The organism is Pseudomonas sp. GV105 (assembly GCF_003058185.1).
GTDB classification, from domain to species: Bacteria; Pseudomonadota; Gammaproteobacteria; order Pseudomonadales; family Pseudomonadaceae; genus Aquipseudomonas; species Aquipseudomonas veronii.
Genome location: NZ_QBUF01000008.1, coordinates 18,230 through 42,912 on the forward strand (window position 1 = coordinate 18,230; position 24,683 = coordinate 42,912).

A 24,683-nucleotide genomic window follows, 5' to 3' on the forward strand; every position below is an offset into this window, starting at 1 on the left:
CATGTCCACCCAAGCAAAGCAACAGCAATCCCCAGGCCTCAGCGGCTTCGAACCTTACGTCACGAAGGAAGGTGAGGAGTACATGGGCGAGCCCATGCGCGAGCACTTCACCAAGATCCTTAACAAGTGGAAACAAGACTTGATGCAGGAGGTCGACCGCACCGTTGACCATATGAAGGACGAAGCAGCCAACTTCCCTGATCCGGCCGACCGTGCGAGCCAGGAAGAAGAGTTCGCCCTTGAACTGCGTGCCCGTGATCGCGAACGCAAGCTGATCAAGAAGATCGACAAGACACTGCAGTTGATCAAGGACGAAGAATACGGCTGGTGCGAATGCTGCGGCATCGAAATCGGTATTCGCCGCCTGGAAGCACGTCCTACCGCCGACATGTGCGTGGACTGCAAGAACCTGGCAGAAATCAAGGAAAAACAGGTCGGCAAGTAACCCCTGCCGAGCTGAACGAATGGGGCGTACAAACGCCCCATTTTTGTTTCTGGCGTTTAGCGATTTTCCAGTAGTATCCGGCCCATGACAGCCTCTCCCTATATCGGGCGTTTCGCCCCCACGCCCAGCGGCCACCTGCACTTCGGCTCGCTGGTCGCCGCCCTCGCCTCTTACCTTGACGCCCGCGCCAACCATGGCCGCTGGCTGATGCGTATGGAAGACCTCGACCCTCCCCGCGAAGAACCCGGCGCCCAGGCGGCAATCCTGCATGCCCTGGAAAGCTATGGCTTCGAGTGGGACGGTGAACTGGTCCGACAAAGCGACCGGCACGATGCCTACGCCAAGGTGCTGAACGACCTGTTCAACCACGGCCTGGCCTACGCCTGTACCTGCTCGCGCAAACAGCTGGAGCCCTACCACGGGATCTACCCTGGCTTGTGCCGTAATGCCGGTCATGAGCAGCACGATGCGGCCATCCGCCTGCGCGTCCCGGAGCTGGAGTACCACTTTACCGACCGCGTACAAGGCGAATTCCGACAACACCTGGGCCGCGAAGTGGGTGACTTCATCATCCGTCGCCGTGACGGCCTCTACGCCTACCAACTGGCCGTGGTGCTCGATGACGCCTGGCAAGGTGTTACCGACATCGTGCGCGGCGCCGACCTGCTCGACTCCACGCCGCGCCAGCTGTACCTGCAAGAATTATTGGGGCTGCGCCAACCGCGTTACCTGCACGTGCCGCTGATCGTCCAGCCGGACGGTAACAAGTTGGGCAAATCCTATCGTTCCCCGCCCTTGACCACGGACCAGGCCACGCCTTTGCTGTTGAGAGCCCTGCGCGCCCTCGGCCAGCAACCCGGCGACGAACTGCTGCACGCCAGCCCACGGGAACTGCTGGATTGGGGCATTGCCCACTGGGATGCGCAGCTGATCCCGCGCACACTCACGCTGGCCGAAGCGCAGTTACGCTGAAGGCGCTTGCAGCCGGCCAGGCATCCGTTACCATCGCCGCAGTTATTCAATCAGAGGCCAACATGTACATCTATCGCTTGGTCCTGCTGCTGGTCGTCGGGATCTACCTGTTTTCCCCCGCCATCATGGATTGGTGGATCGACGCCACGGGCGCCTGGTATCGCCCCTATCTGCTGTGGCTGATCCTGATCGTCGTGACTTTCATCCTGCAGAGCCAAAAAGATGCCGATGAGCTTTAGCCTCACCCAGATGCTGCTGATCAGCGCCGCCTACCTGGCCGCGCTATTCGGTGTCGCCTGGATCAGTGAGCGCGGAATGATTCCGCGGGCGATCATTCGCCATCCGTTGACCTACACCTTGTCCTTGGGCGTCTACGCCAGCGCCTGGGCGTTCTATGGCACGGTGGGCCTGGCCTATCAGTATGGGTATGGCTTTCTGTCCAGTTACCTCGGGGTGTCCGGGGCCTTCTTGCTGGCGCCGGTGCTGCTGTACCCGATCCTGAAGATCACCCGCACCTATCAGTTGTCGTCCCTGGCCGACTTGTTCGCCTTCCGCTTTCGCAGCACCTGGGCCGGCGCGCTGACCACGATTTTCATGCTGATCGGCGTGTTGCCCTTGCTGGCCCTGCAGATCCAGGCAGTGGCCGACTCCATCAGCATCCTGACCCGTGAGCCGGTGCAGTATCGCGTCGCCCTGGCCTTCTGCGCGCTGATCAGCCTGTTCACGATTTTCTTCGGCTCACGCCACATCGCCACCCGTGAGAAACACGAAGGCCTGGTCTTTGCGATTGCTTTCGAGTCGGTGATCAAGCTGATCGCCATCGGTGGCGTCGGCCTGTATGCGCTCTACGGCGTATTCGACGGCCCGCAACAGCTGGAGTTGTGGCTGCTGCAAAACCAGACCGCCCTCGCCGCGCTGCACACCCCGCTGCAGGAAGGCCCGTGGCGCACGTTGCTGCTGGTGTTCTTCGCCTCGGCCATCGTGATGCCGCACATGTACCACATGACGTTCACCGAGAACCTCAACCCGCGCTCGCTGGTCAGCGCCAGCTGGGGCTTGCCGCTGTTCCTGCTGTTGATGAGTCTGGCGGTGCCGCTGATCCTGTGGGCCGGCCTCAAACTGGGCGCCACCACCAACCCCGAATACTTCACCCTCGGCATCGGTATTGCGGCCAACAGCCCGGCCCTGGCGCTGCTGGCCTATGTCGGCGGGTTGTCGGCGGCCAGTGGCCTGATCATCGTCACCACGCTGGCGCTCTCCGGCATGGCGCTCAATCACCTGGTGCTGCCGCTGTACCAGCCGCCGGCCGAAGGCAATATCTACCGCTGGCTGAAATGGACCCGCCGCGCGCTGATCGTCGCGATCATCATGGCCGGCTACGGTTTCTACCTGCTGCTGGGCGCCGGGCAAGACCTGGCCAACCTGGGGATCGTCGCGTTTGTCGCCACCTTGCAGTTCCTGCCGGGGGTGTTGTCGGTGCTGTACTGGCCGACGGCCAATCGACGCGGCTTTATCGCCGGGTTGCTCGCCGGGATTCTGGTGTGGCTGGTGACCATGTTGCTGCCGTTGGTCGGCAACCTGCAGGGTTTCTACATCCCGCTGCTGAACATGATCTACGTGCTCGACGACACCAGCTGGCACATGGCGGCGATCGCCTCGCTGGCCGCCAACGTGCTGATGTTCACCCTGATCTCGCTGTTCACCAACGCCAGCCCGGAAGAAACCAGCGCCGCCGAAGCCTGCGCGGTGGACAACGTGCGCCGCCCGCAACGCCGCGAACTGCATGCCGCCTCGCCCCAGGAGTTCGCCACGCAACTGGCCAAGCCCCTGGGCGCCAAGGCCGCGCAAAAGGAAGTCGAACAAGCGCTGCGCGACCTCTATCTGCCGTTCGACGAGCGCCGTCCCTACGCCCTGCGCCGCCTGCGCGACCGAATCGAAGCCAACCTGTCCGGGCTGATGGGCCCCAGCGTGTCGCAGGACATGGTGGAAACGTTCCTGCCCTACAAGGCGAGCGGCGAAAACTACGTCACTGAAGACATCCACTTCATCGAAAGCCGGCTCGAGGATTACCACTCACGCCTCACCGGCCTGGCCGCCGAACTCGATGCCCTGCGCCGCTACCACCGCCAGACCTTGCAGGAACTGCCGATGGGGGTCTGCTCCCTGGCCAAGGACCAAGAGATTCTGATGTGGAACAAGGCCATGGAAGAACTCACCGGCATTGCCGCGCAACGGGTCGTGGGCTCGCGCCTCAATACCCTGGGCGACCCGTGGAAGGAACTGCTGCAAGGCTTTATCAACCTGCCCGACGAACACTTGCACAAGCAGCACCTGGCCCTCGACGGCCAGACCCGCTGGCTCAACCTGCACAAGGCGGCGATCGACGAGCCCCTGGCCCCCGGTAACAGCGGCCTGGTGTTGCTCGTCGAAGACCTGACCGAAACCCAGATGCTCGAAGACAAGCTGGTGCATTCCGAGCGCCTGGCCAGTATCGGTCGCCTGGCGGCGGGCGTGGCCCATGAAATCGGCAACCCGATCACCGGTATCGCCTGCCTGGCGCAGAACCTGCGCGAAGAGCGCGAGGAAGACGGCGAAATCACCGAGATCAGCGGGCAGATCCTCGAACAGACCAAGCGCGTGTCGCGCATCGTGCAGTCGCTGATGAGCTTCGCCCACGCCGGCGCCCATCAGAACCACGACGAAGCGGTGTGCCTGGCCGAAGTGGCACAGGATGCCATTGGGCTGCTGGCCTTGAATCGGCGCAATTTCGAAGTACAGTTCTTCAACCTGTGCGATCCCGACCACTGGGTCGACGGTGACTCCCAGCGCTTGGCGCAGGTGTTGATCAACCTGCTGTCGAACGCCCGCGACGCGTCCCCGGCCGGCAGTGCGGTACGCGTCAAGAGCGAGGCTTTCGAGCACACGGTCGACCTGATCGTGGAGGACGAAGGCAGCGGCATTCCACAGAACATCAAGGACCGCTTGTTCGAACCCTTCTTCACCACCAAGGACCCCGGTGAAGGCACCGGTCTGGGCCTTGCACTGGTCTATTCCATCGTTGAAGAGCATTATGGACAAATCACCATCGACAGCCCGGCTGACACAGAAAGCCAACGCGGCACCCGTATTCGGGTGACCTTGCCGCGTCATGTCGAAGCGACGTCCGCTGTGAACTGAGACCGTCGAGAGAATTGAATCAATGCCGCACATTTTGATCGTCGAAGACGAAACCATTATCCGCTCTGCCTTGCGTCGCCTGCTTGAACGTAATCAGTACCAGGTCAGCGAAGCCGGCTCGGTGCAGGAAGCCCAAGAGCGGTTCAGTATTCCCACGTTCGACCTGATTGTCAGCGACCTGCGCCTGCCCGGCGCGCCGGGCACCGAGTTGATCAAGCTCGGCCAGGGCACCCCGGTGCTGATCATGACCAGCTACGCCAGCCTGCGCTCGGCGGTGGACTCCATGAAGATGGGCGCGGTGGACTACATCGCCAAGCCGTTCGACCACGATGAGATGCTCCAGGCCGTGGCCCGCATCCTGCGTGACCGCCAGTCGGCCAGCAGCGCTACGGCCGAACAGCGTCCCGCCGGCAAGGCGGCCAACGGCGCCGACAAGCCGGGCGTCGACAACAGCAATGGCGAGATCGGCATCATCGGCTCCTGCCCACCGATGCAGGACCTGTACAGCAAGATCCGCAAAGTGGCGCCGACGGACTCGAATGTGCTGATCCAGGGCGAATCGGGGACCGGTAAGGAACTGGTGGCCCGCGCCCTGCACAACCTGTCCAAGCGCGCCAAGGCACCGATGATCTCGGTGAACTGCGCGGCAATCCCCGAATCCCTGATCGAGTCCGAACTGTTCGGCCACGAGAAAGGCGCGTTTACCGGCGCCAGCGCCGGGCGCGCGGGCCTGGTGGAAGCGGCGGACGGCGGCACGCTGTTCCTCGACGAAATCGGCGAGTTGCCCCTGGAAGCCCAGGCGCGCCTGCTGCGTGTACTGCAAGAAGGCGAAATCCGCCGGGTGGGTTCGGTGCAATCGCAGAAGGTCGACGTGCGCCTGATCGCGGCCACTCACCGCGACCTCAAGAGCCTGGCCAAGATCGGCCAGTTCCGTGAAGACTTGTATTACCGCCTGCATGTGATCGCACTCAAGCTGCCAGCCCTGCGGGAACGGGGTGCCGACGTCAACGAGATCGCCAATGCGTTCCTGTTGCGCCAGAGCGCGCGCATCAACCGTACCGACCTGCGGTTCGCCGCAGACGCCGAGCAGGCGATTCGGCACTACTCATGGCCGGGTAACGTGCGGGAGTTGGAGAATGCGGTCGAGCGTGCGGTGATTCTGTCGGAGAGCCCGGAAATTTCCGCCGAACTGCTGGGTATCGATATAGAGCTCAGTGACCTGGAAGACGACGACTTCATCGGCCTGGCCCCGCAACAGGGCGCCGCCGGCAATACCAGCCATGAACCGACGGAAGATTTGTCACTGGAAGACTACTTCCAGCATTTCGTCCTCGAGCACCAGGACCACATGACCGAGACCGAACTGGCGCGCAAGCTGGGCGTAAGCCGCAAGTGCCTGTGGGAACGGCGCCAACGCCTGGGCATTCCACGACGCAAGACCGGAGTGGCCAGCGAAAGCTGAGGGCGCGCGCCCACAGGTAACACCCGCCAATGTGAAAAAACTGTTACCGCGGATATTTCGCGTAACAAAAGCCGGGGCTTACGGTAACGAAGCCCCGGCTTTTTTTCGCCGCCAAACAGCCAAAAACCCCTCAACCCCCTGGTTTTGCTGGTCGGCGCAAAAGTTGGCACGCACCCTGCTATATGCTTAGTACAAAAACAATAACAAGCTTTGTACAAGACAATAAAAATAAGACGAATCGACTCACGCACAATAAAAACAACACGGCGGAGGCGCAGCTAACTGATTCTTTTGGAGAGGCGTTGCATTTGGGGCTTGCCCCGCAACCAGGCCGAGAACAACAAAAACTGCCCTAAGGCAGAGCCTGAACTGGTTGGATCGTAGATCAGCAACACAGCGACCAAAGCAATCCGTTTGCTCTTGACTCCCGATTGGGAGTGTCATGAAGGTCACACTTCATGGCGAGGGCGATCAACAAAAACAAAAAGCCCGAAACCAATAATAAAAATAGAGCACGCAACTACTTCTGGGGGAGCTTCGGCTCCCCTTGTAGTTTCCGGTATTTGACGTTTTTAGGCTTATGGCGCAAGGCCTGTAGCTTGTTCCTACACCATCCCCCGACTAAATGCTAGAATCCCGGCCCATCATGCGGTCATTCTTCGTTATGGCCGAACATTCCTTCAAACAGTGCATCCCATGCTGAAGAAGTTGTTCCAGTCATTCCGTTCTCCCTTGCGTCGAACGCAACACAAACGCAGCACGCCTGAAGTGCTCAACAGCAGCCAACATTCGCTGCAACGCGCTCAGTTCAGCCGTTATGCAGTGAACATCGTCGAACGTTTGCAGAACGCCGGTTACCAGGCTTATCTGGTGGGCGGCTGTGTACGCGACATGTTGCTCAATATCACGCCCAAGGACTTCGACGTCGCCACCAGCGCCACGCCCGAGCAAGTGCGCGCCGAGTTTCGCAATGCGCGCATCATCGGCCGCCGCTTCAAGCTGGTGCATATTCACTTTGGCCGCGAAATCATCGAGGTCGCGACCTTCCGTGCCGGTCATCCGCAAAACGATGAGGAAGAAGACACCAATCAGTCTTCCCGCAACGAAAGCGGACGCATCCTGCGCGACAACGTCTACGGCACCCTGGAAGAAGACGCGCAGCGCCGCGATTTCACCATCAACGCCTTGTATTACGACCCGGTCAGCGAGCGCATCCTCGATTACGCCAACGGCGTACACGATATTCGCAACAACCTGATCCGCCTGATCGGCGACCCGACGCAGCGCTACCAGGAAGACCCGGTACGCATGCTGCGGGCGGTGCGTTTCGCCGCGAAGCTGAACTTCGGTATCGAGCGCCACACGGCTGCACCGATTCGCGAACTGGCGCCGATGCTGCGGGAAATCCCCTCGGCGCGCCTGTTCGAAGAAGTGCTCAAGCTGTTCCTCTCGGGCTACGCCGCCGATACCTTCGAAATGCTCGTCGACCTGCAGTTGTTCGATCCCTTGTTCCCGGCGAGCGCCGAAGCACTGGAATACAACCCGACGTATACCCACACCCTGATCAGCGAAGCGTTGATCAACACCGACCTGCGCATCAAACAGAACAAACCGGTCACCCCGGCGTTCCTGTTTGCCGCCCTGTTGTGGCCGGCCTTGCCCAAACGCGTACTGCGCCTGCAAGACCGTGGCATGCCGCCGATCCCGGCCATGCAGGAAGCCGCCCACGAGTTGATCGCCGAGCAGTGCCAGCGCATCGCCATCCCGAAACGCTTCACCCTGCCGATCCGCGAGATCTGGGACATGCAGGAACGCCTGCCGCGTCGCAGCGGCAAGCGCGCCGACCTGTTGCTGGAGAACCCGCGCTTCCGTGCCGGCTACGACTTCCTGCTGCTGCGTGAAAGCGCCGGCGAGCAGACCGACGACCTGGGCGAATGGTGGACCGACTACCAGGACGCCAATGACAGCGAGCGCCGCGAGATGATTCGTGAACTCGGCAGCAAAGGCGATGGCGTCGGCGAAGGGCCCAAGAAGCGTCGTCGCAGCGGGAGCAAACGCAAGCGCAGTGCCGCCGATGCCTCGGGCGCCGCAGGCGAATAAACGTGGAACGCATCTACATCGGCATGGGCAGCAACCTGGCGGCCCCGGAGCAACAATTGCGCAATGCTATCGAGGCGTTGGCGCAATTGCCGGGCACTACCGTCGCCGGGGTGTCGGCCTTCTATCAAAGCGACTCCCTGCTCCCCGGCCAACCGCGCTACACCAATGCGGTCGCGGCCCTGGACAGCTGCCTGGCGCCACTGGAACTGCTCGATGCGCTGCAAGCCATCGAGAACGACCAAGGCCGCGAGCGCCTTGAGCGTTGGGGCCCACGCACGCTCGACCTGGATATCCTGCTGTTCGGCGACCGCCTGATCGACGAACCACGCCTGCAAGTGCCGCACTATCAGATGCACCTGCGCGCCTTCGTGCTGTACCCGCTGGCCGAACTGGCCCCAGCCACCCTGCAATTGCCCGATGGCCGGCGCCTCAGCGACCTGCTCGCAGCCTGCCCGTTTGTCGGCCTGGAACGCATGCCTGCGCTCAGCACCCAGCGTTGATCAGCCACTGCTGAATCGCATCAGTAACAGCGGTAACACCACCGTCGTAACAATGCGGTAACACATGCAATTGACTTCCCGTGTCCTCCTCACGACTATAGGCGTCCCGCTGCCGCCAACCGGCGCTAAAGGGCGCAATCCAGGCCTTATAAGCACTGCTCTCAAGAAAGTGCGCCTGTATAAACGAAGACTCACGCGCGTTACTCGCTGTTTCCATGCGCCTGAACGAGGACCCTTTTCATGCCAGACGTTACCCTGACCACCTTGCAGAGCCTCAAGCTCAAAGGTGAAAAAATCACGATGCTGACCTGCTATGACGCCACCTTCGCCCACGCCTGCTGCCAAGCCGGTGTCGAGGTGTTACTGGTGGGCGACTCCCTCGGCATGGTGCTTCAAGGGCATGACAGCACCCTGCCCGTCACCACGGATGAACTTGCGTACCACACCGCCAGCGTCAAGCGCGGTAACGACGGCGCCTTTATCATCGCCGACCTGCCGTTCATGGGTTACGCCACCGTCGAACAGACCTTCCACAACGCCGGCAAATTGATGCAAGCCGGCGCGCACATGGTCAAGCTCGAAGGGGCCGCCTGGCTCGCCGACTCGATCCGCATGCTCGCTGAACGCGGCGTGCCGGTGTGCGCGCACATGGGCCTGACACCGCAGTCCGTGAACATCCTCGGCGGCTATAAAGTCCAGGGCCGCAACGAAGCCCAGGCGCGCCAGATGCGTGCCGATGCCATCGCCCTGGAACAAGCCGGCGCCGCGATGATCGTGCTCGAGTGCGTGCCCAGCGAACTGGCCGCGGAGATCACCCATGCGGTCAAAGTGCCGGTGATCGGCATTGGTGCCGGGTCGGCCACCGACGGCCAGGTCCTGGTGCTGCACGACATGCTCGGCCTGTCGATGACCGGCCGGGTACCGAAGTTCGTGAAAAACTTCATGACCGGCCAGGACAGCATCCACGCCGCGTTGAGCGCATACGTCGCCGAAGTCAAAGGCGTGACCTTCCCAGGCGCCGAACACGGATTCTCTGCATGAACACCGTAAAAACCCTACGTGAACTGCGGGCCGCCGTTACCCATGCCCGCAGCGCCGGCAAACGTATCGGCTTTGTGCCCACCATGGGCAACCTGCACAGAGGCCACGCGGCCCTCGTGGCCAAGGCGGCCCAACAGGCGGATTTCGTGGTCGCGAGCATCTTCGTCAACCCGCTGCAATTTGGCGCCGGCGAAGACCTGGACAAGTACCCGCGTACCCTCGCCGCCGACCAGGAAAAACTCCTGCAAGCCGGCTGCAACCTGTTGTTCGCGCCAAGCGTCGAGGAAATGTACCCCAGCGGCATGACCGGCCAGACCCGCGTCAGCGTGCCGCAATTGTCCGAAGGCCTGTGCGGCGCCAGCCGTCCCGGGCACTTTGAAGGTGTGGCCACGGTGGTCAACAAGCTGTTCAACATGGTCCAGCCGGATATGGCCGTGTTTGGTCAGAAGGACTACCAGCAACTGGCCGTGATTCGCGCCATGGTCCATGACCTGAACATGCCGATCCAGATCATCGGTGAACCGACCGTGCGCGCCGAGGATGGCCTCGCGCTGTCATCGCGCAACGGTTACCTCACCGCCGAGCAGCGGGCCGTTGCGCCGACGTTGTACCGCAGCCTGAGTCAGATTGCCGCCGCCATCAAAGGCGGCGACCGCGACTTCGCCAAACTGCGTGCCGAACAGGTCCAGCAGATCGAAGCCGCCGGCATGCGCGTGGATTACCTCGAAGTGCGCCAAGGCGTCCACCTGCGCCCGGCCACGGTCGAGGATCGCGATGTAGTGATCCTGGTCGCGGCCTACCTGGGCGCGACGCGCCTGATCGACAACCTGCATCTGACCCTCGACTGACCCCCTGCCTGTTGCCCAGCCTGATGCGCCGGTATAAAAAAGTACCGGCCACAGCGCAGACAAAGCCAAGACATATCGACACGCTAGGTTTAATGTATTCGCCCTGCGCTATGGTTAGCGCTGTCCGGAACCCATTGCTTGATGAAAGACTGGATGTTTCGGGCTTTGAAGTGTCCTAAAGGCAGTCCCCGTAATAAAAGGAAACCCGCAGCGATGGCGTACTACCGCACCCCTCATGACGTTACCGCTCTGCCCGCCTGGCGAGCGCTCAATCAACATCGCCAAGCCATGCAGGATTTCAGCATGCGCGACGCGTTCAATGCCGATCCTCAGCGTTTTTCCCAATTCACCTTGAGCAGCTGCGGGCTTTTCCTCGATTACTCGAAAAACCTGATCACCAGCGAAACCCGCAACCTGCTCGTGGACCTGGCCAAGGAAGTCGACCTTAAAGCCGCGATCGACGCGCTGTATGCCGGCGAGCCGGTGAACTCGTCCGAGGGTCGCCCTGCCCTGCACACCGCCCTGCGCCGCCCAGTGGGCGACAAGTTGTCGGTCAACGGCGTGAACATCATGCCGGACGTACACAAGGTGTTGAACCAGATCACCGACCTCGTGGGCCGCATCCACGACGGCCTGTGGCGCGGCTACACCGAGAAGCCGATCACCGACGTGGTGAACATCGGCATCGGTGGCTCGTTCCTCGGCCCGGAGCTGGTCTCCGAAGCGTTGCTGTCCTACGCCCACAAAGGCGTGCGCTGCCACTACCTGGCGAACATCGACGGCAGCGAGTTCCACGAGCTGACCATGAAGCTGCGCGCCGAGACCACGCTGTTCATCGTCTCGTCGAAATCCTTCAACACCCTCGAAACCCTGAAAAACGCCCAGGCCGCCCGCGCCTGGTACCTGGCCCAGGGCGGCTCGGAAGCCGAGCTGTATCGCCACTTCATCGCCGTATCGAGCAACAACGCGGCCGCCGTGGCCTTCGGCATCCGCGAAGAAAACATCTTCCCGATGTGGGACTGGGTCGGCGGCCGTTACTCGCTGTGGTCGGCCATCGGCCTGCCCATCGCCCTGGCCATCGGTATGTCGAACTTCAAGGAACTGCTGTCCGGTGCCTACACCATGGACCAGCATTTCCAGAACGCGCCGTTCGAACAGAACATGCCGGTGCTGCTCGGCCTGCTGGGTGTGTGGTACGGCAACTTCTGGGGCGCGCAGAGCCATGCGATCCTGCCCTACGACCACTACCTGCGTAACATCACCAAACACTTGCAACAGCTGGACATGGAATCCAACGGCAAGAGCGTGCGCCAGGACGGTACACCCGTGTCCACCGATACCGGCCCGGTGATCTGGGGCGGCGTGGGCTGCAACGGTCAGCACGCGTACCACCAGTTGCTGCACCAGGGCACCCAACTGATCCCGGCCGACTTTATCGTGCCGATCGTCAGCTTCAACCCGGTCTCCGACCACCATCAGTGGCTGTACGCCAACTGCCTGTCCCAGAGCCAGGCGCTGATGCTCGGCAAGACCCGCAGCGAAGCCGAAGCCGAGCTGCGCGACAAGGGCCTGCCGGAAGCCGACGTGCAGAAGCTGGCCCCGCACAAGGTGATCCCGGGCAACCGTCCGAGCAACACCCTGGTGGTCGAGCGCATCAGCCCGCGGCGCCTGGGCGCACTGGTCGCGATGTATGAACACAAAGTGTTCGTGCAAAGCGTGATCTGGGGCATCAACGCCTTCGACCAATGGGGCGTGGAGCTGGGCAAGGAACTGGGCAAGGGCGTCTACAACCGCCTGACCGGCGCCGAAGAAAGCCTGGCCGACGATGCGTCGACCCAGGGCCTGATCAACTACTTCCGCGGTCGTCACCGCGGCTAACGTCGGTCACACAGGGCCGGCGTCCATTCGGACGTCGGCCTTGAACCCGCCCCCGACTGGGTGCATCTTTATGACTTGTCGCAAAAACAAGAATAAGGATCGCTCATGTTCGATATCAGCATGTTTCCCATCGCCGATGCCGTCCGCCGGGCTGCGCAACTGAGTCAAGAGGACTATCAGCGCCTCTATCGCCAATCCATCGAACAGCCGGACACGTTCTGGGCCGAACAGGCCAGGCGCTTTCTCGACTGGACCACGCCCTGGCACACCGTCAATACCTCGGACATCCAGACCGGCGCCACCCAATGGTTTGCCGGCGGCCAATTGAACGTCAGCTACAACTGCATCGACCGCCACCTGGCGCAACGCGCCGAGCAACCGGCCTTCATCTGGGAGGGCGATGATCCGACAGCGTCTTCCACCATCACCTACCGCCAACTGCATCAAAACGTCAGCCGCCTGGCCAATGTGCTGAAAAGCCGTGGCGTGAAAAAAGGCGACCGGGTGTGCATCTACATGCCGATGATTCCGCAAGCGGCCTACGCCATGCTCGCCTGTACGCGGATTGGGGCGGTGCATTCGGTGGTGTTTGGCGGTTTTTCACCCGACGCCCTGCGCGACCGCATTCTCGACGCCGACTGCCGCACGGTGATCACCGCCGATGAAGGCGTGCGCGGTGGCAAGCCGGTGGCGTTGAAACAAAATGTCGACAAGGCCCTGGCCAGTTGCCCGAACGTCAGCACCGTGCTGGTGGTAGCGCGCACCGGGGCCGCCGTGAACTGGAGCGAAGGCCGCGACCTCAACTATCAACAGGCCGTGGATGCCGCCAGCGATGACTGCCCACCCGAGCCGATGGACGCCGAAGACCCGCTGTTTATCCTCTACACCTCCGGCAGCACCGGCAAACCCAAGGGCGTGCTGCACACCACCGGCGGCTACCTGCTGCAAGCCGCGATGACCTTCAAGTACGTGCTCGACTACCGCGACGGCGAAGTGTTCTGGTGTACCGCCGATGTGGGCTGGGTCACCGGCCACAGCTACATCGTGTACGGCCCGCTGGCCAATGGCGCCACCTCGCTGATGTTCGAAGGCGTGCCCAGCTACCCGAGCAGCTCGCGCTTCTGGCAGGTCATCGACAAGCATCAGGTCAATATCTTCTACACCGCGCCGACGGCCCTGCGCGCATTGATGCGCGAGGGCCACGCTCCGTTGGAGAACACCTCCCGCGCCAGCCTGCGCCTGCTCGGCAGCGTCGGCGAGCCGATCAATCCGGAAGCCTGGGACTGGTACTTCAACGCCGTCGGCGAACAACGCTGCCCGATTGTCGATACCTGGTGGCAGACCGAAACCGGCGGCATCATGCTCAGCCCGCTGGTCAGCGCCCAGCGCATCAAGCCCGGCTGCGCGACCCAACCGATGTTCGGCGTGCTGCCGGTGCTGCTCGATGAGCACGGCAAGGAAATCCACGGCCCGGGCAGCGGCGTGCTGGCGATCAAATCCAGCTGGCCGGGGCAGATCCGCAGTGTCTATGGCGACCCGCAGCGCATGATCGACACCTATTTCAAACCCTACCCCGGTTATTACTTCACCGGCGATGGCGCGCGGCGTGACGAAGACGGCGACTACTGGATCACCGGGCGCATCGACGATGTGATCAACGTCTCCGGCCACCGTATCGGCACCGCCGAGGTGGAAAGTGCCCTGGTGTTGCATGACTGGGTCGCCGAGGCTGCGGTGGTGGGCTATCCCCATGACGTCAAAGGCCAAGGCATCTATGCGTTCGTCACCCCGATGAATGGCGTGGAGCCCAGCGAGACACTGAAGAAACATCTGCTCGAACTGGTCAGCAAGGAAATCGGCAGCTTTGCCAAACCGGAACTGATCCAATGGGCCCCGGCCTTGCCGAAAACCCGCTCGGGTAAGATCATGCGACGCATTTTGCGCAAAATAGCCTGCAACGAGTTGGACAGCCTCGGAGATACCTCCACCCTGGCCGACCCCAGCGTGGTCGCCGGCCTGATCGACAAACGCCTGAACCGATAGGAACCCGCGCGTCGCCATGGAATTTATCCGCAGCCGTATCGAAACCCAGTTGATGAGCCTCACCGGCTTGTCGCTGGGCCAGTTGGACCTGGAAAACCCCAAGGGCGACCCCGGCCTGTTCGGCCCGGACTCGGTCAGTTGGCAAGTGCATGGCGATTTCAGCAGCATGCTCATCGGCGGCATCAGCGCCTTGATGCTGCAAGCCTTGCACCCATTGGCGCTGGCTGGCGTGTGGGACCATTCGAACTTTCGCCAGGACATGCTCGGGCGCCTGCGCCGCACGTCGCAGTTCATTTCCGGCACCACCTTCGGCTCGCGCAAAGACGCCGATTGGCTAATCGAGAAAGTACGCACCATTCACCTGCAGGTTGTCGGCCATGCGCCCGACGGCCGCGCCTACGCGGCCAGCGACCCGCAGTTGCTGACCTGGGTGCATGTGGCGGAGGTCAGCAGCTTCCTCGCCGCGCACGTGCGTTATCGCAACCCGCAGCTGTCGGGGCGCGATCAGGATCGTTACTACAACGAAATCGCCCTGGTCGCCGAACGCCTGGGCGCGCGGAATGTGCCGCGCTCACGCGAGGAAATTGCGGATTATCTGGCGCGTATCCGTCCACAATTGTTGTGCGACGCGCGCAGCCGCGAAGTGCTGCGCCTGCTGCTCGAAGCCCCGGCGCCCAGCACCCTGGCCAAACCCTTTGGCGCCCTGATGATGCAGGCCGGGATCGACCTGCTGCCGGCCTGGGCCGCCGACATGCTGGGGCAACACCCGAGCCCGCTGCAACGCCAGCTGGTGCGTGCCGGGGTCAAGCGTAGCGCGCCGGTGCTGCGTTGGGCGATGCGCAATGGCTCGGTGCAGCGCGCGCATCGGCGGATGGGGTTGATGTAGGCGACGCTCCATAACTGCTAAACTCCGCGCCCACATTTACCCAGCAAGGCGCGCTCCATGTCTCCCCTGAACCAGGCGCTGCGCGCCGCCCTCGATCATCGTCAAGGCCTGATCAGCGAGTTGCACGCCCAAGGCACCGACTGTTACCGGCTGTTCCACGGCAGCCAGGAAGGCGCCGGTGGCCTGACCATCGACCGCTATGGCCCGCAATTGCTGGTGCAGAGCTTCCACCAACCGCTGGAAAGCGCAGACCTGCTGGACCTGCATCAACTGATCAGCCAGTACATGGGCCTGGAATTGCTGCTGGTGTACAACGACCGTTCCCGTGGCAACTCGCGGATCGACCGCGAAGACACGGTCTACCGCGCCACACCGCAAGCGCTGCAGGACCTGGTCGGCCACGAATGGGGCCTCAATTACCGCGTGCGCGGGCGCCATGCAGGGCAAGACCCGTTGCTGTTCCTCGACCTGCGCAACACCCGCGGCTGGGTCAAGACACACAGTGCCGGCAAAAGCGTACTGAACCTGTTCGCCTACACCTGTGGCGTGGGCCTGAGCGCCGCGGCCGGCGGTGCGCGTGACGTGTGCAACCTGGATTTTGCCGAAGGCAACCTGGCGGTCGGCCGCGAAAACGGCCTGCTCAACCCGCAACTGGCACCCATGACGTTCGTGCAATCCGATTATTTCCCGGCGATTCGCCAGCTGGCCGGCCTGCCGATCACTCAGCGGCGCGGACAGAAACTGCCGGGCTATCCGCGCCTGGAACCGCGTCAATATGACCTGGTGTTGCTTGACCCGCCGGCCTGGGCCAAGAGCGCCTTCGGCACCGTCGACCTGTTGCGCGACTATCAAAGCCTGCTCAAGCCGGCGCTGTTGGCAACCGCCGATGACGGCGTGCTGATCTGCTGCAACAACCTGGCAAAAGTGAGCATGGACGATTGGCGTGAGCAGGTGCTACGTTGCGCCGAGAAAGCCGGGCGTCCGGTGCGCGACTGGCAAATCATGCCTCCTGGCGCCGACTTTCCGTCGCAAGACCAGCAACCTCCATTGAAGACTCTGATCCTGCAGTTATAGGAATTTTCTGAAAGAGGGTGGCTCTTCGGAACCGAAAACCCGTGCCATACTCCAAGGCACTCCTGTTCGACATAGATGGCGCCGCCCCATGCCCAAAGGATTGATTCGCGCCACTGGCGCCTTGTTGACTGCCGTTGCCCTGTACAGCTTGCTGGGCTTTTTGATTTTGCCCGGCATTGCCCTTCGCATAGCCAACCAACAGCTGGCCAACTACGCCACGGTGCCGGCCCGCATCGAGCGTATCGAGCTCAACCCGTTCAGCCTGGAAGTGACGCTGTGGGGCCTCAAGATCGGCGATCCCGGCAAGGAACAAGTGGGTTTCGAGCGGCTCTACGCCAACCTGCAGCTCGACAGCCTGTGGACCCGCGCCCTGCACCTGGCCGATGTGCAACTCGACAAACCCAAGACCGAGTTGCTGTTCGACAAGTCCGGCCAGTTGAACCTGGCGCAGTTGTTCAAACTGCCACCCAGCGAACCGACACCGGCAGACCCCAACGCCAAGCCGTTCCCGTTGCGGATCGAGCGGATCAAGCTGGCGGGCGGTTATCTGCACTTTGAAGACCTGCGCCCCAGCGAGCCAATCGAGTTCCTCTACGACAAACTCGACTTCGAGCTGAAAAACCTCAGCACCCTGCCGGAAGACAATGCCGACATGACCCTGGTCGCCGCCGGCCCGGAAGGCGGGCAGATCGACTGGAAGGGTAACGTCAGCCTGGTGCCGATCACGTCCAAAGGCACCCTGAAAATCACCGATGGCAAGATGAAAGCCTGGTGGCCCTATGTGCGCGACGCCCTGCCCCTGGTCCTCGAAAACGGCGTGCTCAACTTCAGCACGGACTACACGTTCAGCCTGGCCAAAGAAACCGAACTGAACCTGACCAACACCGCCGCCAGCATCGCGCCGTTCGCCATCAAGGCGCCGGATGGCCGGCCGTTGGTGCGCCTGGAGCGCCTGGACGTCAGCGAAACCACGATCGACCTGGCCAAGCAGCAGGTGGTGGTCGGCAAGATCCGCAGCAACAAGCTGGAAACCTGGGCCGCCCGCGAAGCCGATGGCCAACTGGACTGGCAGAAACTGTTCGCCAGCCAGCCGAGCAAGCCGGCCAAGGCGCCGGAAGCAGCCAGCGCGCCAGCAGCTGCCGACTCGCCCAAAGCCGCGCCCGCAGCGCCGAGCAAGCCTTGGCAAGTGCTGCTCAAGGATGTGCAACTGCGCAACTATCAGGTCCACCTGGCCGACCGCCAGGCCCAACCTGCGGTCGCGCTGGAACTCGGCCCGCTGAACGTCGATGTGCAGAACTTCGACAGCCTCAACGGCAGCCCCTTCACCCTCAAGGTCGACACCGGCCTGGGCAAGCAAGGCAAGATCCAGGCAACCGGCGAGGTCAACCTCAACCCGATCAGCGCCAAGCTGAAAGTGAACACCCAGGACATCGACCTGCGGGTCGCGCAGTCCTATATCAGCCCGTTCATCCGCCTGGAACTGCGTAGCGGCATGCTCGGCAGCAACCTCGATGTGAACCTCAAAAGCACCGAGCCGCTGGCCCTACAGATCACCGGCCGGGCGCAGGTCGATCAGTTGCACACCCTCGACACCCTCAAGACCCGCGACTTCCTCAAATGGCAGCGCCTGGTGCTGGAAGGGCTGAACTACCAGCATGGCGACAGCCTGTCGATCGACAAGGTCAACCTGCAACAGCCCTATGTGCGCTTCATGATCAACGATGATCGCACCACCAACGTCGACGACCTGCTGATTCCCCAGCCGGCCGACAGCGGCGCCAAGCCAGCGGCCAAGCCGGCCGCAAGCAAAGAAAAACCGCTGGGCATTCATATCGGGCAGATCGCGATCAACGACGGTTCGGCCAACTTCGCCGACTTCAGCCTCACGCCCAACTTCGCCACCGCGATCCAACAGCTCAACGGGCAGATCGGCACCATTGACAGCCGCCAGGCCAAACCGGCAGCTGTCGACATCAAGGGCAAGGTGGATCGCTATGCACCGGTGACCATCAAAGGCAGCGTGAACCCGTTTGATCCGATGGCGGCACTGGATATCGCCACCAGCTTCAAACGTGTCGAACTGACGACCCTGACGCCCTACTCGGGCAAGTTCGCCGGTTTCCGGATTCGCAAGGGCCGCCTCAACCTCGACCTGCATTACGTGATCACCAAAGGCCAGCTGAAGGCCGAGAACAAAGTGGTGGTCGAGCAACTGCAACTGGGTGAGAAAGTCGACAGTGCCGATGCGGTAGACCTGCCGATTCGCCTGGCGATCGCCCTGCTCAAGGACTCTGACGGCAAGATCTCGATTGAACTGCCCATCAGCGGCGACTTGAACAACCCGCAATTCAGCGTGATGCCGATCGTCTGGCAGACCCTGCGCAACCTGGTGGTGCGCGCGGCAACGGCGCCGTTCAAGTTTATCGGTGGGCTGGTGAGCGGCGGCGGTTCGGAAGACCTCGGCAATGTCTCGTTCGCCGCAGGCTCCAGCGAACTGAACAAAGACGCCGAGGGCGCCCTGAACACCTTGGCCAAGGCCCTCAAAGAACGCCCTACCCTGCGCCTGGAAATCGAAGGCACGGCAGCGGCCGACAGTGACGGCAAGTTCCTCGCCGAGCAGCGTCTGGAGCGCGAATACCAATATAACTATTACAAGATCCTGCAGCGCCGTGGCGACAAGGTTCCGGCCCAGGCGTCCTTGCTGCAAGTACCGGAAAAGGAAAAAGCCCCCTTGCTCGAAGGTATCTACCGCACCCGCCTGAAACAACAACCGCCGGCGGAGTGGAAAAACCTGAGCGACGATGAACGCACGGCCAAACTCAAGGGCGGCGTGATCACGTTCTGGAGCAGCAGCGACGTGCTGTTGCGCCAGCTCGGTCAGGACCGCGCAAGCACCATCAAGGACTACCTGGTCGACAAAGGGCAGCTGGAAGATGACCGGGTGTACTTCGTCGACGCCAAACTGGGCCAGGCCGAGAAGGATGGCCGGGTGGTAACGCAGATGCATCTGGACGCCGAATGACCCCACGCGCCAGCGCAAGCTGGCGCCCACTTCGAAAGCATTCCTGGCCGGAATAGAACAGGCCCCGACACATGTGTGCCGGGGCCTGTAATGACCACATCCCTATGGTCGGTCGCATGAACCCGTGAGGTGCATTGAGTGGATATCTAACTCACTCGTTGCCGCCGCCGCCTAGTTCAGCGATTGGTTGGGCGTTACTCTGCTTTCAGGCCATCGGCCGATACAGCTTTCACGCCTTTGATTTTCTTGGTGATGTTCACCGCGGTAGTTTTCTGCGCTTCGGTCACTGCGACGGAAGAAGACAGGGAAACTACACCCTTGTTGGTTTCGACTTTGATGTCGGTACCCGGAATGCCTTTCTCGGTAACCAGGTCAGCCTTCACCTTGGTAGTGATCCAAGTGTCCGAAGTGGCCTCTTTGGATTTGTCGATGTTGTCGGCTTTTACCGCACCGCCAGCCAGCAGGCCGTCAGCGGATACAGCGGTCACACCTTTGATACGCTTGGTGATGGCGACAGCGGTAGCTTTCTGCGAGTCAGAGATGGCAACGGTCGAAGACAGGGAAACCACACCTTTGTTGGTCTCAACCTTGATGTCCGAACCTGGAATGCCCTTTTCGGTCAGCAGGTCAGCTTTGACTTTGGTGGTGATCCAAGTGTCCGAGGTGGACTCTTTGGCTTTGGTCATTTCGCCAGCTGCCAGCGTCATCGGCGCCTGCGCGGTTTGAGCGAAGGCAACGTTGGCCATGGCCAGGGTCAGGGCGGTAGCAGTTGCGGTAGCGAGAGCGAACTTCTTCATACGAGTAACTCCTGTTTTATTAAAATTCTGCAGTGTGTGAACCTTGATGCTGCAGCATTAACAGGACTATTGCAGGCACTGTGCCAAGTCGAACTCTTCAAATAAACCCCTTAAAAACAATGAGTTATAGATTGAGCGAATTTTCGGATTCGTGCAATTTGCATGAAGCAGAGCGTGCCTGCATGCAAGTTGCGGCTTTTGGCTGTGATTAAGCGTCTGATTTTTCGGCATTTTCCTGCACGCATAAAAAAAGGACTCCGAAGAGTCCTTTTTTCAGCGTGAAGCCTGCGGGTATTTAAGCGCCCGAAGCCTTGGCTGCTGCCACGTCTTTGATGGACAGCTTGATACGGCCGCGGTTGTCCACGTCCAGTACCAGCACTTCCACTTCCTGGCCTTCTTTCAGAATGTCGGTCACTTTCTCAACACGAGCGTCGCTCAGCATGGAGATGTGAACCAGACCGTCTTTGCCCGGCAGGATGTTGACGAATGCGCCGAAGTCGACGATGCGCTCAACTTTACCGACGTAGATCTTGCCGATCTCGGCTTCGGCAGTGATGCCCAGAACGCGCTGACGCGCCGCTTCTGCAGCTTCCTTGGTTTCGCCGAAGATCTTGATCGAGCCGTCGTCTTCGATATCGATCGAAGCCTTGGTCTCTTCACAGATCGCACGAATGGTCGCGCCGCCTTTACCGATGACATCACGGATTTTGTCGGTGTCGATTTTCATCGCGATCATGGTCGGAGCATTTTCCGACAGTTCGGTGCGGGACTGACCAATGATCTGGTTCATCTGACCGAGGATGTTCAGGCGCGCTTCCAGGGCTTGGCCCAGAGCGATTTCCATGATCTCTTCGGTGATGCCTTTGATCTTGATGTCCATCTGCAGCGCGGTAACACCTTTAGCGGTACCGGCTACTTTGAAGTCCATATCGCCCAGGTGGTCTTCGTCACCCAGGATGTCGGTCAGGACGGCGAACTTCTCGCCTTCTTTGACCAGGCCCATGGCGATACCGGCAACCGGCGCCTTCATCGGCACACCAGCGTCCATCAGTGCCAGGGAAGCACCGCAGACCGAAGCCATGGAGCTGGAACCGTTGGACTCGGTGATTTCCGACACTACACGGATGGTGTACGGGAACACGTCGGCGGCTGGCAGCATGGCCTGAACCGAACGACGGGCCAGACGGCCGTGACCGATTTCGCGGCGACCGGCGCCACCCATGCGACCACATTCGCCCACCGAGAACGGCGGGAAGTTGTAGTGCAGCATGAACGGGTCTTTTTTCTCGCCTTCCAGGGTGTCCAGCAGCTGTGCGTCGCGGGCAGTACCCAGGGTCGCAACGACCAGGGCCTGGGTTTCGCCACGGGTGAACAGCGCGGAACCGTGAGTCTTCGGCAGAACGCCGACTTCGATGTTCAGCGGACGCACGGTGCGGGTGTCGCGACCGTCGATACGTGGCTTGCCGTTAACGATGTTTTCGCGAACGGTGCGGTATTCGATTTCGCCGAATGCTGCTTTGACGTCGCTGGCAGAAGGCTGGCCTTCTTCACCGGACAGCTTGGCAACGACCTGATCCTTCAGCTCGCCCAGGCGAGCGTAACGGTCGGCCTTGACGGTGATGGTGTAGGCCTGGGAGATCGCTTCGCCGAACTCGGCACGGATCGCGCCCAGCAGTTCGGTGGCTTCGGCTTGCGGAGCCCAGGCCCAAGTTGGCTTGGCGGCTTCGGCAGCGAGTTCTTTGACGGCGTTGATCACAACCTGGAACTCGTCGTGAGCGAACAGTACCGCGCCCAGCATCTGGTCTTCGGTCAGCTCTTTGGCTTCCGATTCAACCATCAGTACGGCTTCCGAGGTACCGGCAACGACCATGTCCAGGCTCGAGGCTTTCAGTTGCTCGTAAGTCGGGTTCAGCAGGTAGCCGGTGCTTTCGTGGAAAGCCACGCGCGCGGCGCCGATCGGGCCATCGAAAGGAATGCCGGAGATAGCCAGGGCAGCCGAGGTACCGATCATCGCAGCGATGTCCGGATCGGTCTTTTTGCTGGTGGAGACGACGGTGCAGACAACCTGCACTTCGTTCATGAAGCCTTCTGGGAACAGCGGACGGATCGGACGGTCGATCAGTCGGGAAGTCAGGGTTTCTTTCTCGGAAGGACGGCCTTCGCGCTTGAAGAAACCGCCAGGGATCTTACCGGCAGCGTAAGTCTTTTCCTGGTAGTGAACAGACAGAGGGAAGAAGCCCTTGCTCGGGTCTGCGGTCTTGGCGCCTACAACGGTCACCAGTACGGTAACGTCGTCGTCAACGGTAACCAGCACTGCGCCGGAGGCTTGACGGGCGATACGGCCTGTCTCGAGGGTAACGGTCGACTGACCGAACTGAAATTTTTTGATAACCGGGTTCACGGTGTCCTACCTTCTTTGTGGCTCTTGGGGAACTTGTCTTCTTGCGAAATTCTTGGGCAATGTCGGGAATCGGCCCAACCCTTGTCCAGGGGTAAAACGTGTATCCAGATAAAACTTGAGGCTGGAAGCCTGCCATGGGCCAGCGGGAATCCCACTGACACACGGCAAACAACCAACCTCTAGCGCAATCGCTTATTAGCGACGCAGACCCAGGCGACCGATCAGAGCCTGATAACGACCCAGATCCTTGCCTTTCAGGTAGTCCAGCAGCTTACGGCGCTGGTTTACCATGCGGATCAGACCACGACGGGAGTGGTGATCTTTACCGTTGGCCTTGAAGTGACCTTGCAGTTTGTTGATGTTGTGGGTCAGCAGTGCAACTTGCACTTCTGGCGAACCAGTGTCACCAACAGCTTGCTGATAGTCAGCTACGATTTGTGCTTTTTCTTGAACGTCGAGAGCCATGAGGCAATCCTTTTTTCAGGAAACCACCCAAAGGGCAGTTTCAACAGGCCAGGGACAAATCCCTGTATCTAAAAATGAGTAGTGACCGTGCCTGTTAACAGCCACCCTCGTTCCAGCTTGCGTAAAGGCTGATACGCTTTTACCACAAACTGGTTTCGGTCATTCTGACCGAATCAGTCGACGCGGCGCGATGCGCCCGTCTTCGCTCACTTCACCGATACCGATAAAGCGACCGTTATGATCCTGTACCCGCACCATGCCGAATTTCGGCGCGTCCGGGGCACGTACCGGCTGGCCGTTGAGCCAGTAGAACGCGCTATGCTCCGAGAAGTGCAGCAATGGCCAATCGAGCAAACCGCTGTCCGATGGCATCAAGAAGCGATCGACCGCTTCATTGCCGCCTTCGGCGTGTACCGCTTCCAACTCTTCCAGCGTCACCGTCTGGGCCAGGCTGAAAGGGCCGGCCTGGGTGCGTCGCAGTTCTGCGACATACGCGCCGCAACCGAGCTTTTCACCAATATCTTCCACCAGGGTACGGATATAGGTGCCTTTGCTGCAGTCCACGGCCAGGCGTGCGGTGTCGCCTTCACAGGCGAGCAATTCCAAGCGCGCAATAGTAACAGAACGCGGTTCGCGCTCCACTACTTCACCCGCACGAGCCAGCTTGTAAAGTGGTTGCCCATCGCGCTTGAGCGCCGAGTACATCGGCGGTATCTGACTGATTTGCCCACGAAAAGCGGGTAAAGCAGCCTCGATATCAGCACGACCAACGGTCACGTCGCGAACCTGCAAAACATCACCCTCGGCATCGGCCGTGGTGGTGGTCTTGCCCAGTTGCATCAGGGTTTCGTAACCCTTGTCGGAATCGAGCAGGTATTGCGAGAACTTGGTGGCCTCGCCAAAGCACAACGGCAACACACCGGTGGCCAGGGGGTCGAGGCTGCCGGTGTGCCCGGCTTTCTCGGCATTGAGCAGCCAGCGGACCTTCTGCAAGGCGGCATTGGAGGTAAAGCCAATGGGCTTGTCGAGCAGAATGATGCCGCTGACGTTGCGACGGATACGTTTGACCTGAGCCACCGCTTACTCCTTGGCGTCTTCAGGTGTGGACGGATGCTGATTATCCTCAGCCACGGCGCGTTCGATCAATGCCGACAGGTGCGCGCCACGCACGACGCTTTCGTCGTAGTGGAAGTGCAACTGAGGCACGCTGCGCAGCTTCATTTCGCGGGCCAACTGCATGCGCAGGAAACCTGCGGCCGAGTTGAGCACCTTGATGCTTTGCGCGATTTCTTCGCTGCTGTCCTCACCCATCACGGTGATGAAGATTTTTGCGTGACCTACGTCACGGCTCACTTCAACGGCGGTGATGGTGACCAGGCCAACACGAGGATCTTTGACTTCGCGACGGATCAGTTGGGCCAGCTCGCGCTGCATCTGATCGCCGATACGTTGGGTACGGCTGTATTCTTTTGCCATGTCTTGTTACCTGTTACTGCCACACGGTGAAACCCGTGGGGTCTGAAAGCGGCAAACGCCCGGCCTGACAAAAGCCAGACCGGGCGTTGCGTTTAG

The 24,683-nt window shown here is 61.0% G+C and carries 19 protein-coding genes; 14 read left to right on the forward strand and 5 right to left on the reverse strand.

Going from position 1 to position 24,683, the window contains the following annotated elements:
- Position 1 precedes the first annotated feature (1 nt).
- From dksA to C8K66_RS16745, 14 genes are all read left to right on the forward strand, one after another.
- Positions 2 to 445, forward strand: coding sequence for an RNA polymerase-binding protein DksA (gene dksA / locus C8K66_RS16680; RefSeq protein WP_017847439.1), 444 nt, complete (start codon positions 2 to 4; stop codon positions 443 to 445).
- 84 nt (positions 446 to 529) lie between these two features.
- Complete coding sequence (gluQRS, locus tag C8K66_RS16685) at positions 530 to 1,417, forward strand: tRNA glutamyl-Q(34) synthetase GluQRS (protein ID WP_017847438.1); 888 nt, start codon at positions 530 to 532, stop codon at positions 1,415 to 1,417.
- A gap of 62 nt (positions 1,418 to 1,479) precedes the next feature.
- Positions 1,480 to 1,656 (forward strand): hypothetical protein, encoded by a 177-nt coding sequence (locus tag C8K66_RS16690; RefSeq protein ID WP_003176118.1) that lies wholly within the window; start codon positions 1,480 to 1,482, stop codon positions 1,654 to 1,656.
- Positions 1,640 to 4,594 (forward strand): sensor histidine kinase, encoded by a 2,955-nt coding sequence (locus tag C8K66_RS16695; protein ID WP_026140088.1) that lies wholly within the window; start codon positions 1,640 to 1,642, stop codon positions 4,592 to 4,594. The genes C8K66_RS16690 and C8K66_RS16695 overlap by 17 nt, the downstream gene beginning before the upstream one ends.
- A 22-nt stretch (positions 4,595 to 4,616) precedes the next feature.
- A complete protein-coding gene (locus C8K66_RS16700; RefSeq protein ID WP_017847436.1) occupies positions 4,617 to 6,056 on the forward strand; it encodes a sigma-54 dependent transcriptional regulator in 1,440 nt (479 codons plus the stop codon).
- 696 nt (positions 6,057 to 6,752) lie between these two features.
- A complete protein-coding gene (locus C8K66_RS16705) occupies positions 6,753 to 8,156 on the forward strand; it encodes a polynucleotide adenylyltransferase PcnB (RefSeq protein ID WP_046382050.1) in 1,404 nt (467 codons plus the stop codon).
- A gap of 2 nt (positions 8,157 to 8,158) precedes the next feature.
- A complete protein-coding gene (folK, locus tag C8K66_RS16710) occupies positions 8,159 to 8,656 on the forward strand; it encodes a 2-amino-4-hydroxy-6-hydroxymethyldihydropteridine diphosphokinase (protein ID WP_017847434.1) in 498 nt (165 codons plus the stop codon).
- A gap of 240 nt (positions 8,657 to 8,896) precedes the next feature.
- Positions 8,897 to 9,697: a 3-methyl-2-oxobutanoate hydroxymethyltransferase gene (panB, locus tag C8K66_RS16715; RefSeq protein WP_046382049.1), complete on the forward strand. Its 801-nt coding sequence runs from the start codon at positions 8,897 to 8,899 to the stop codon at positions 9,695 to 9,697.
- The gene (panC, locus tag C8K66_RS16720; RefSeq protein ID WP_108525429.1) at positions 9,694 to 10,545 is read left to right on the forward strand and encodes a pantoate--beta-alanine ligase; all 852 of its coding nucleotides are present in this window, start codon (positions 9,694 to 9,696) and stop codon (positions 10,543 to 10,545) included. Before panB ends, panC begins: the two co-directional genes overlap by 4 nt.
- 213 nt (positions 10,546 to 10,758) lie before the next feature.
- Entirely contained in the window at positions 10,759 to 12,423 is a 1,665-nt protein-coding gene (pgi, locus tag C8K66_RS16725; protein WP_017847431.1) for a glucose-6-phosphate isomerase, read from the forward strand.
- A 105-nt stretch (positions 12,424 to 12,528) separates the two neighbouring features.
- A complete protein-coding gene (gene acs, locus C8K66_RS16730) occupies positions 12,529 to 14,466 on the forward strand; it encodes an acetate--CoA ligase (protein WP_108525431.1) in 1,938 nt (645 codons plus the stop codon).
- 16 nt (positions 14,467 to 14,482) lie between these two features.
- The gene (locus C8K66_RS16735; protein WP_046382047.1) at positions 14,483 to 15,352 is read left to right on the forward strand and encodes an oxygenase MpaB family protein; all 870 of its coding nucleotides are present in this window, start codon (positions 14,483 to 14,485) and stop codon (positions 15,350 to 15,352) included.
- A 57-nt stretch (positions 15,353 to 15,409) separates the two neighbouring features.
- On the forward strand, positions 15,410 to 16,426 hold the full coding sequence (locus C8K66_RS16740; protein WP_046487567.1) for a class I SAM-dependent rRNA methyltransferase: 1,017 nt from the start codon (positions 15,410 to 15,412) through the stop codon (positions 16,424 to 16,426).
- Positions 16,427 to 16,514: 88 nt separating this feature from the next.
- Positions 16,515 to 19,448, forward strand: a complete 2,934-nt coding sequence (locus tag C8K66_RS16745) for a DUF748 domain-containing protein (protein WP_108525433.1) — start codon at positions 16,515 to 16,517, stop codon at positions 19,446 to 19,448.
- A 194-nt stretch (positions 19,449 to 19,642) separates the two neighbouring features.
- Here the strand turns inward: C8K66_RS16745 and C8K66_RS16750 are convergent, their stop codons facing one another.
- The 5 genes from C8K66_RS16750 to rbfA form a co-directional block, all read right to left on the reverse strand.
- Positions 19,643 to 20,245, reverse strand: coding sequence for a BON domain-containing protein (locus C8K66_RS16750; RefSeq protein ID WP_046382044.1), 603 nt, complete (start codon positions 20,243 to 20,245; stop codon positions 19,643 to 19,645).
- 295 nt (positions 20,246 to 20,540) lie between these two features.
- Entirely contained in the window at positions 20,541 to 22,646 is a 2,106-nt protein-coding gene (gene pnp / locus C8K66_RS16755; RefSeq protein WP_017847425.1) for a polyribonucleotide nucleotidyltransferase, read from the reverse strand.
- 195 nt (positions 22,647 to 22,841) lie between these two features.
- Positions 22,842 to 23,111: a 30S ribosomal protein S15 gene (gene rpsO, locus C8K66_RS16760; protein WP_003176135.1), complete on the reverse strand. Its 270-nt coding sequence runs from the start codon at positions 23,109 to 23,111 to the stop codon at positions 22,842 to 22,844.
- A gap of 159 nt (positions 23,112 to 23,270) precedes the next feature.
- Positions 23,271 to 24,188: a tRNA pseudouridine(55) synthase TruB gene (gene truB, locus C8K66_RS16765; RefSeq protein ID WP_014719950.1), complete on the reverse strand. Its 918-nt coding sequence runs from the start codon at positions 24,186 to 24,188 to the stop codon at positions 23,271 to 23,273.
- Between the two features lie 3 nt (positions 24,189 to 24,191).
- Positions 24,192 to 24,587, reverse strand: coding sequence for a 30S ribosome-binding factor RbfA (rbfA, locus tag C8K66_RS16770; RefSeq protein WP_017847424.1), 396 nt, complete (start codon positions 24,585 to 24,587; stop codon positions 24,192 to 24,194).
- Positions 24,588 to 24,683: the final 96 nt, after the last annotated feature.

Coding starts and splice junctions, on each gene's coding strand:
- dksA (WP_017847439.1), top strand. CDS start 2: ATGTCCACCCAAGCAAAGCAACAGCAATCCCCAGGCCTCAGCGGCTTC.
- gluQRS (WP_017847438.1), top strand. CDS start 530: ATGACAGCCTCTCCCTATATCGGGCGTTTCGCCCCCACGCCCAGCGGC.
- C8K66_RS16690 (WP_003176118.1), top strand. CDS start 1,480: ATGTACATCTATCGCTTGGTCCTGCTGCTGGTCGTCGGGATCTACCTG.
- C8K66_RS16695 (WP_026140088.1), top strand. CDS start 1,640: ATGCCGATGAGCTTTAGCCTCACCCAGATGCTGCTGATCAGCGCCGCC.
- C8K66_RS16700 (WP_017847436.1), top strand. CDS start 4,617: ATGCCGCACATTTTGATCGTCGAAGACGAAACCATTATCCGCTCTGCC.
- C8K66_RS16705 (WP_046382050.1), top strand. CDS start 6,753: ATGCTGAAGAAGTTGTTCCAGTCATTCCGTTCTCCCTTGCGTCGAACG.
- panB (WP_046382049.1), top strand. CDS start 8,897: ATGCCAGACGTTACCCTGACCACCTTGCAGAGCCTCAAGCTCAAAGGT.
- panC (WP_108525429.1), top strand. CDS start 9,694: ATGAACACCGTAAAAACCCTACGTGAACTGCGGGCCGCCGTTACCCAT.
- pgi (WP_017847431.1), top strand. CDS start 10,759: ATGGCGTACTACCGCACCCCTCATGACGTTACCGCTCTGCCCGCCTGG.
- acs (WP_108525431.1), top strand. CDS start 12,529: ATGTTCGATATCAGCATGTTTCCCATCGCCGATGCCGTCCGCCGGGCT.
- C8K66_RS16735 (WP_046382047.1), top strand. CDS start 14,483: ATGGAATTTATCCGCAGCCGTATCGAAACCCAGTTGATGAGCCTCACC.
- C8K66_RS16740 (WP_046487567.1), top strand. CDS start 15,410: ATGTCTCCCCTGAACCAGGCGCTGCGCGCCGCCCTCGATCATCGTCAA.
- C8K66_RS16745 (WP_108525433.1), top strand. CDS start 16,515: ATGCCCAAAGGATTGATTCGCGCCACTGGCGCCTTGTTGACTGCCGTT.
- C8K66_RS16750 (WP_046382044.1), bottom strand. CDS start 20,245: ATGAAGAAGTTCGCTCTCGCTACCGCAACTGCTACCGCCCTGACCCTG.
- rpsO (WP_003176135.1), bottom strand. CDS start 23,111: ATGGCTCTCGACGTTCAAGAAAAAGCACAAATCGTAGCTGACTATCAG.
- rbfA (WP_017847424.1), bottom strand. CDS start 24,587: ATGGCAAAAGAATACAGCCGTACCCAACGTATCGGCGATCAGATGCAG.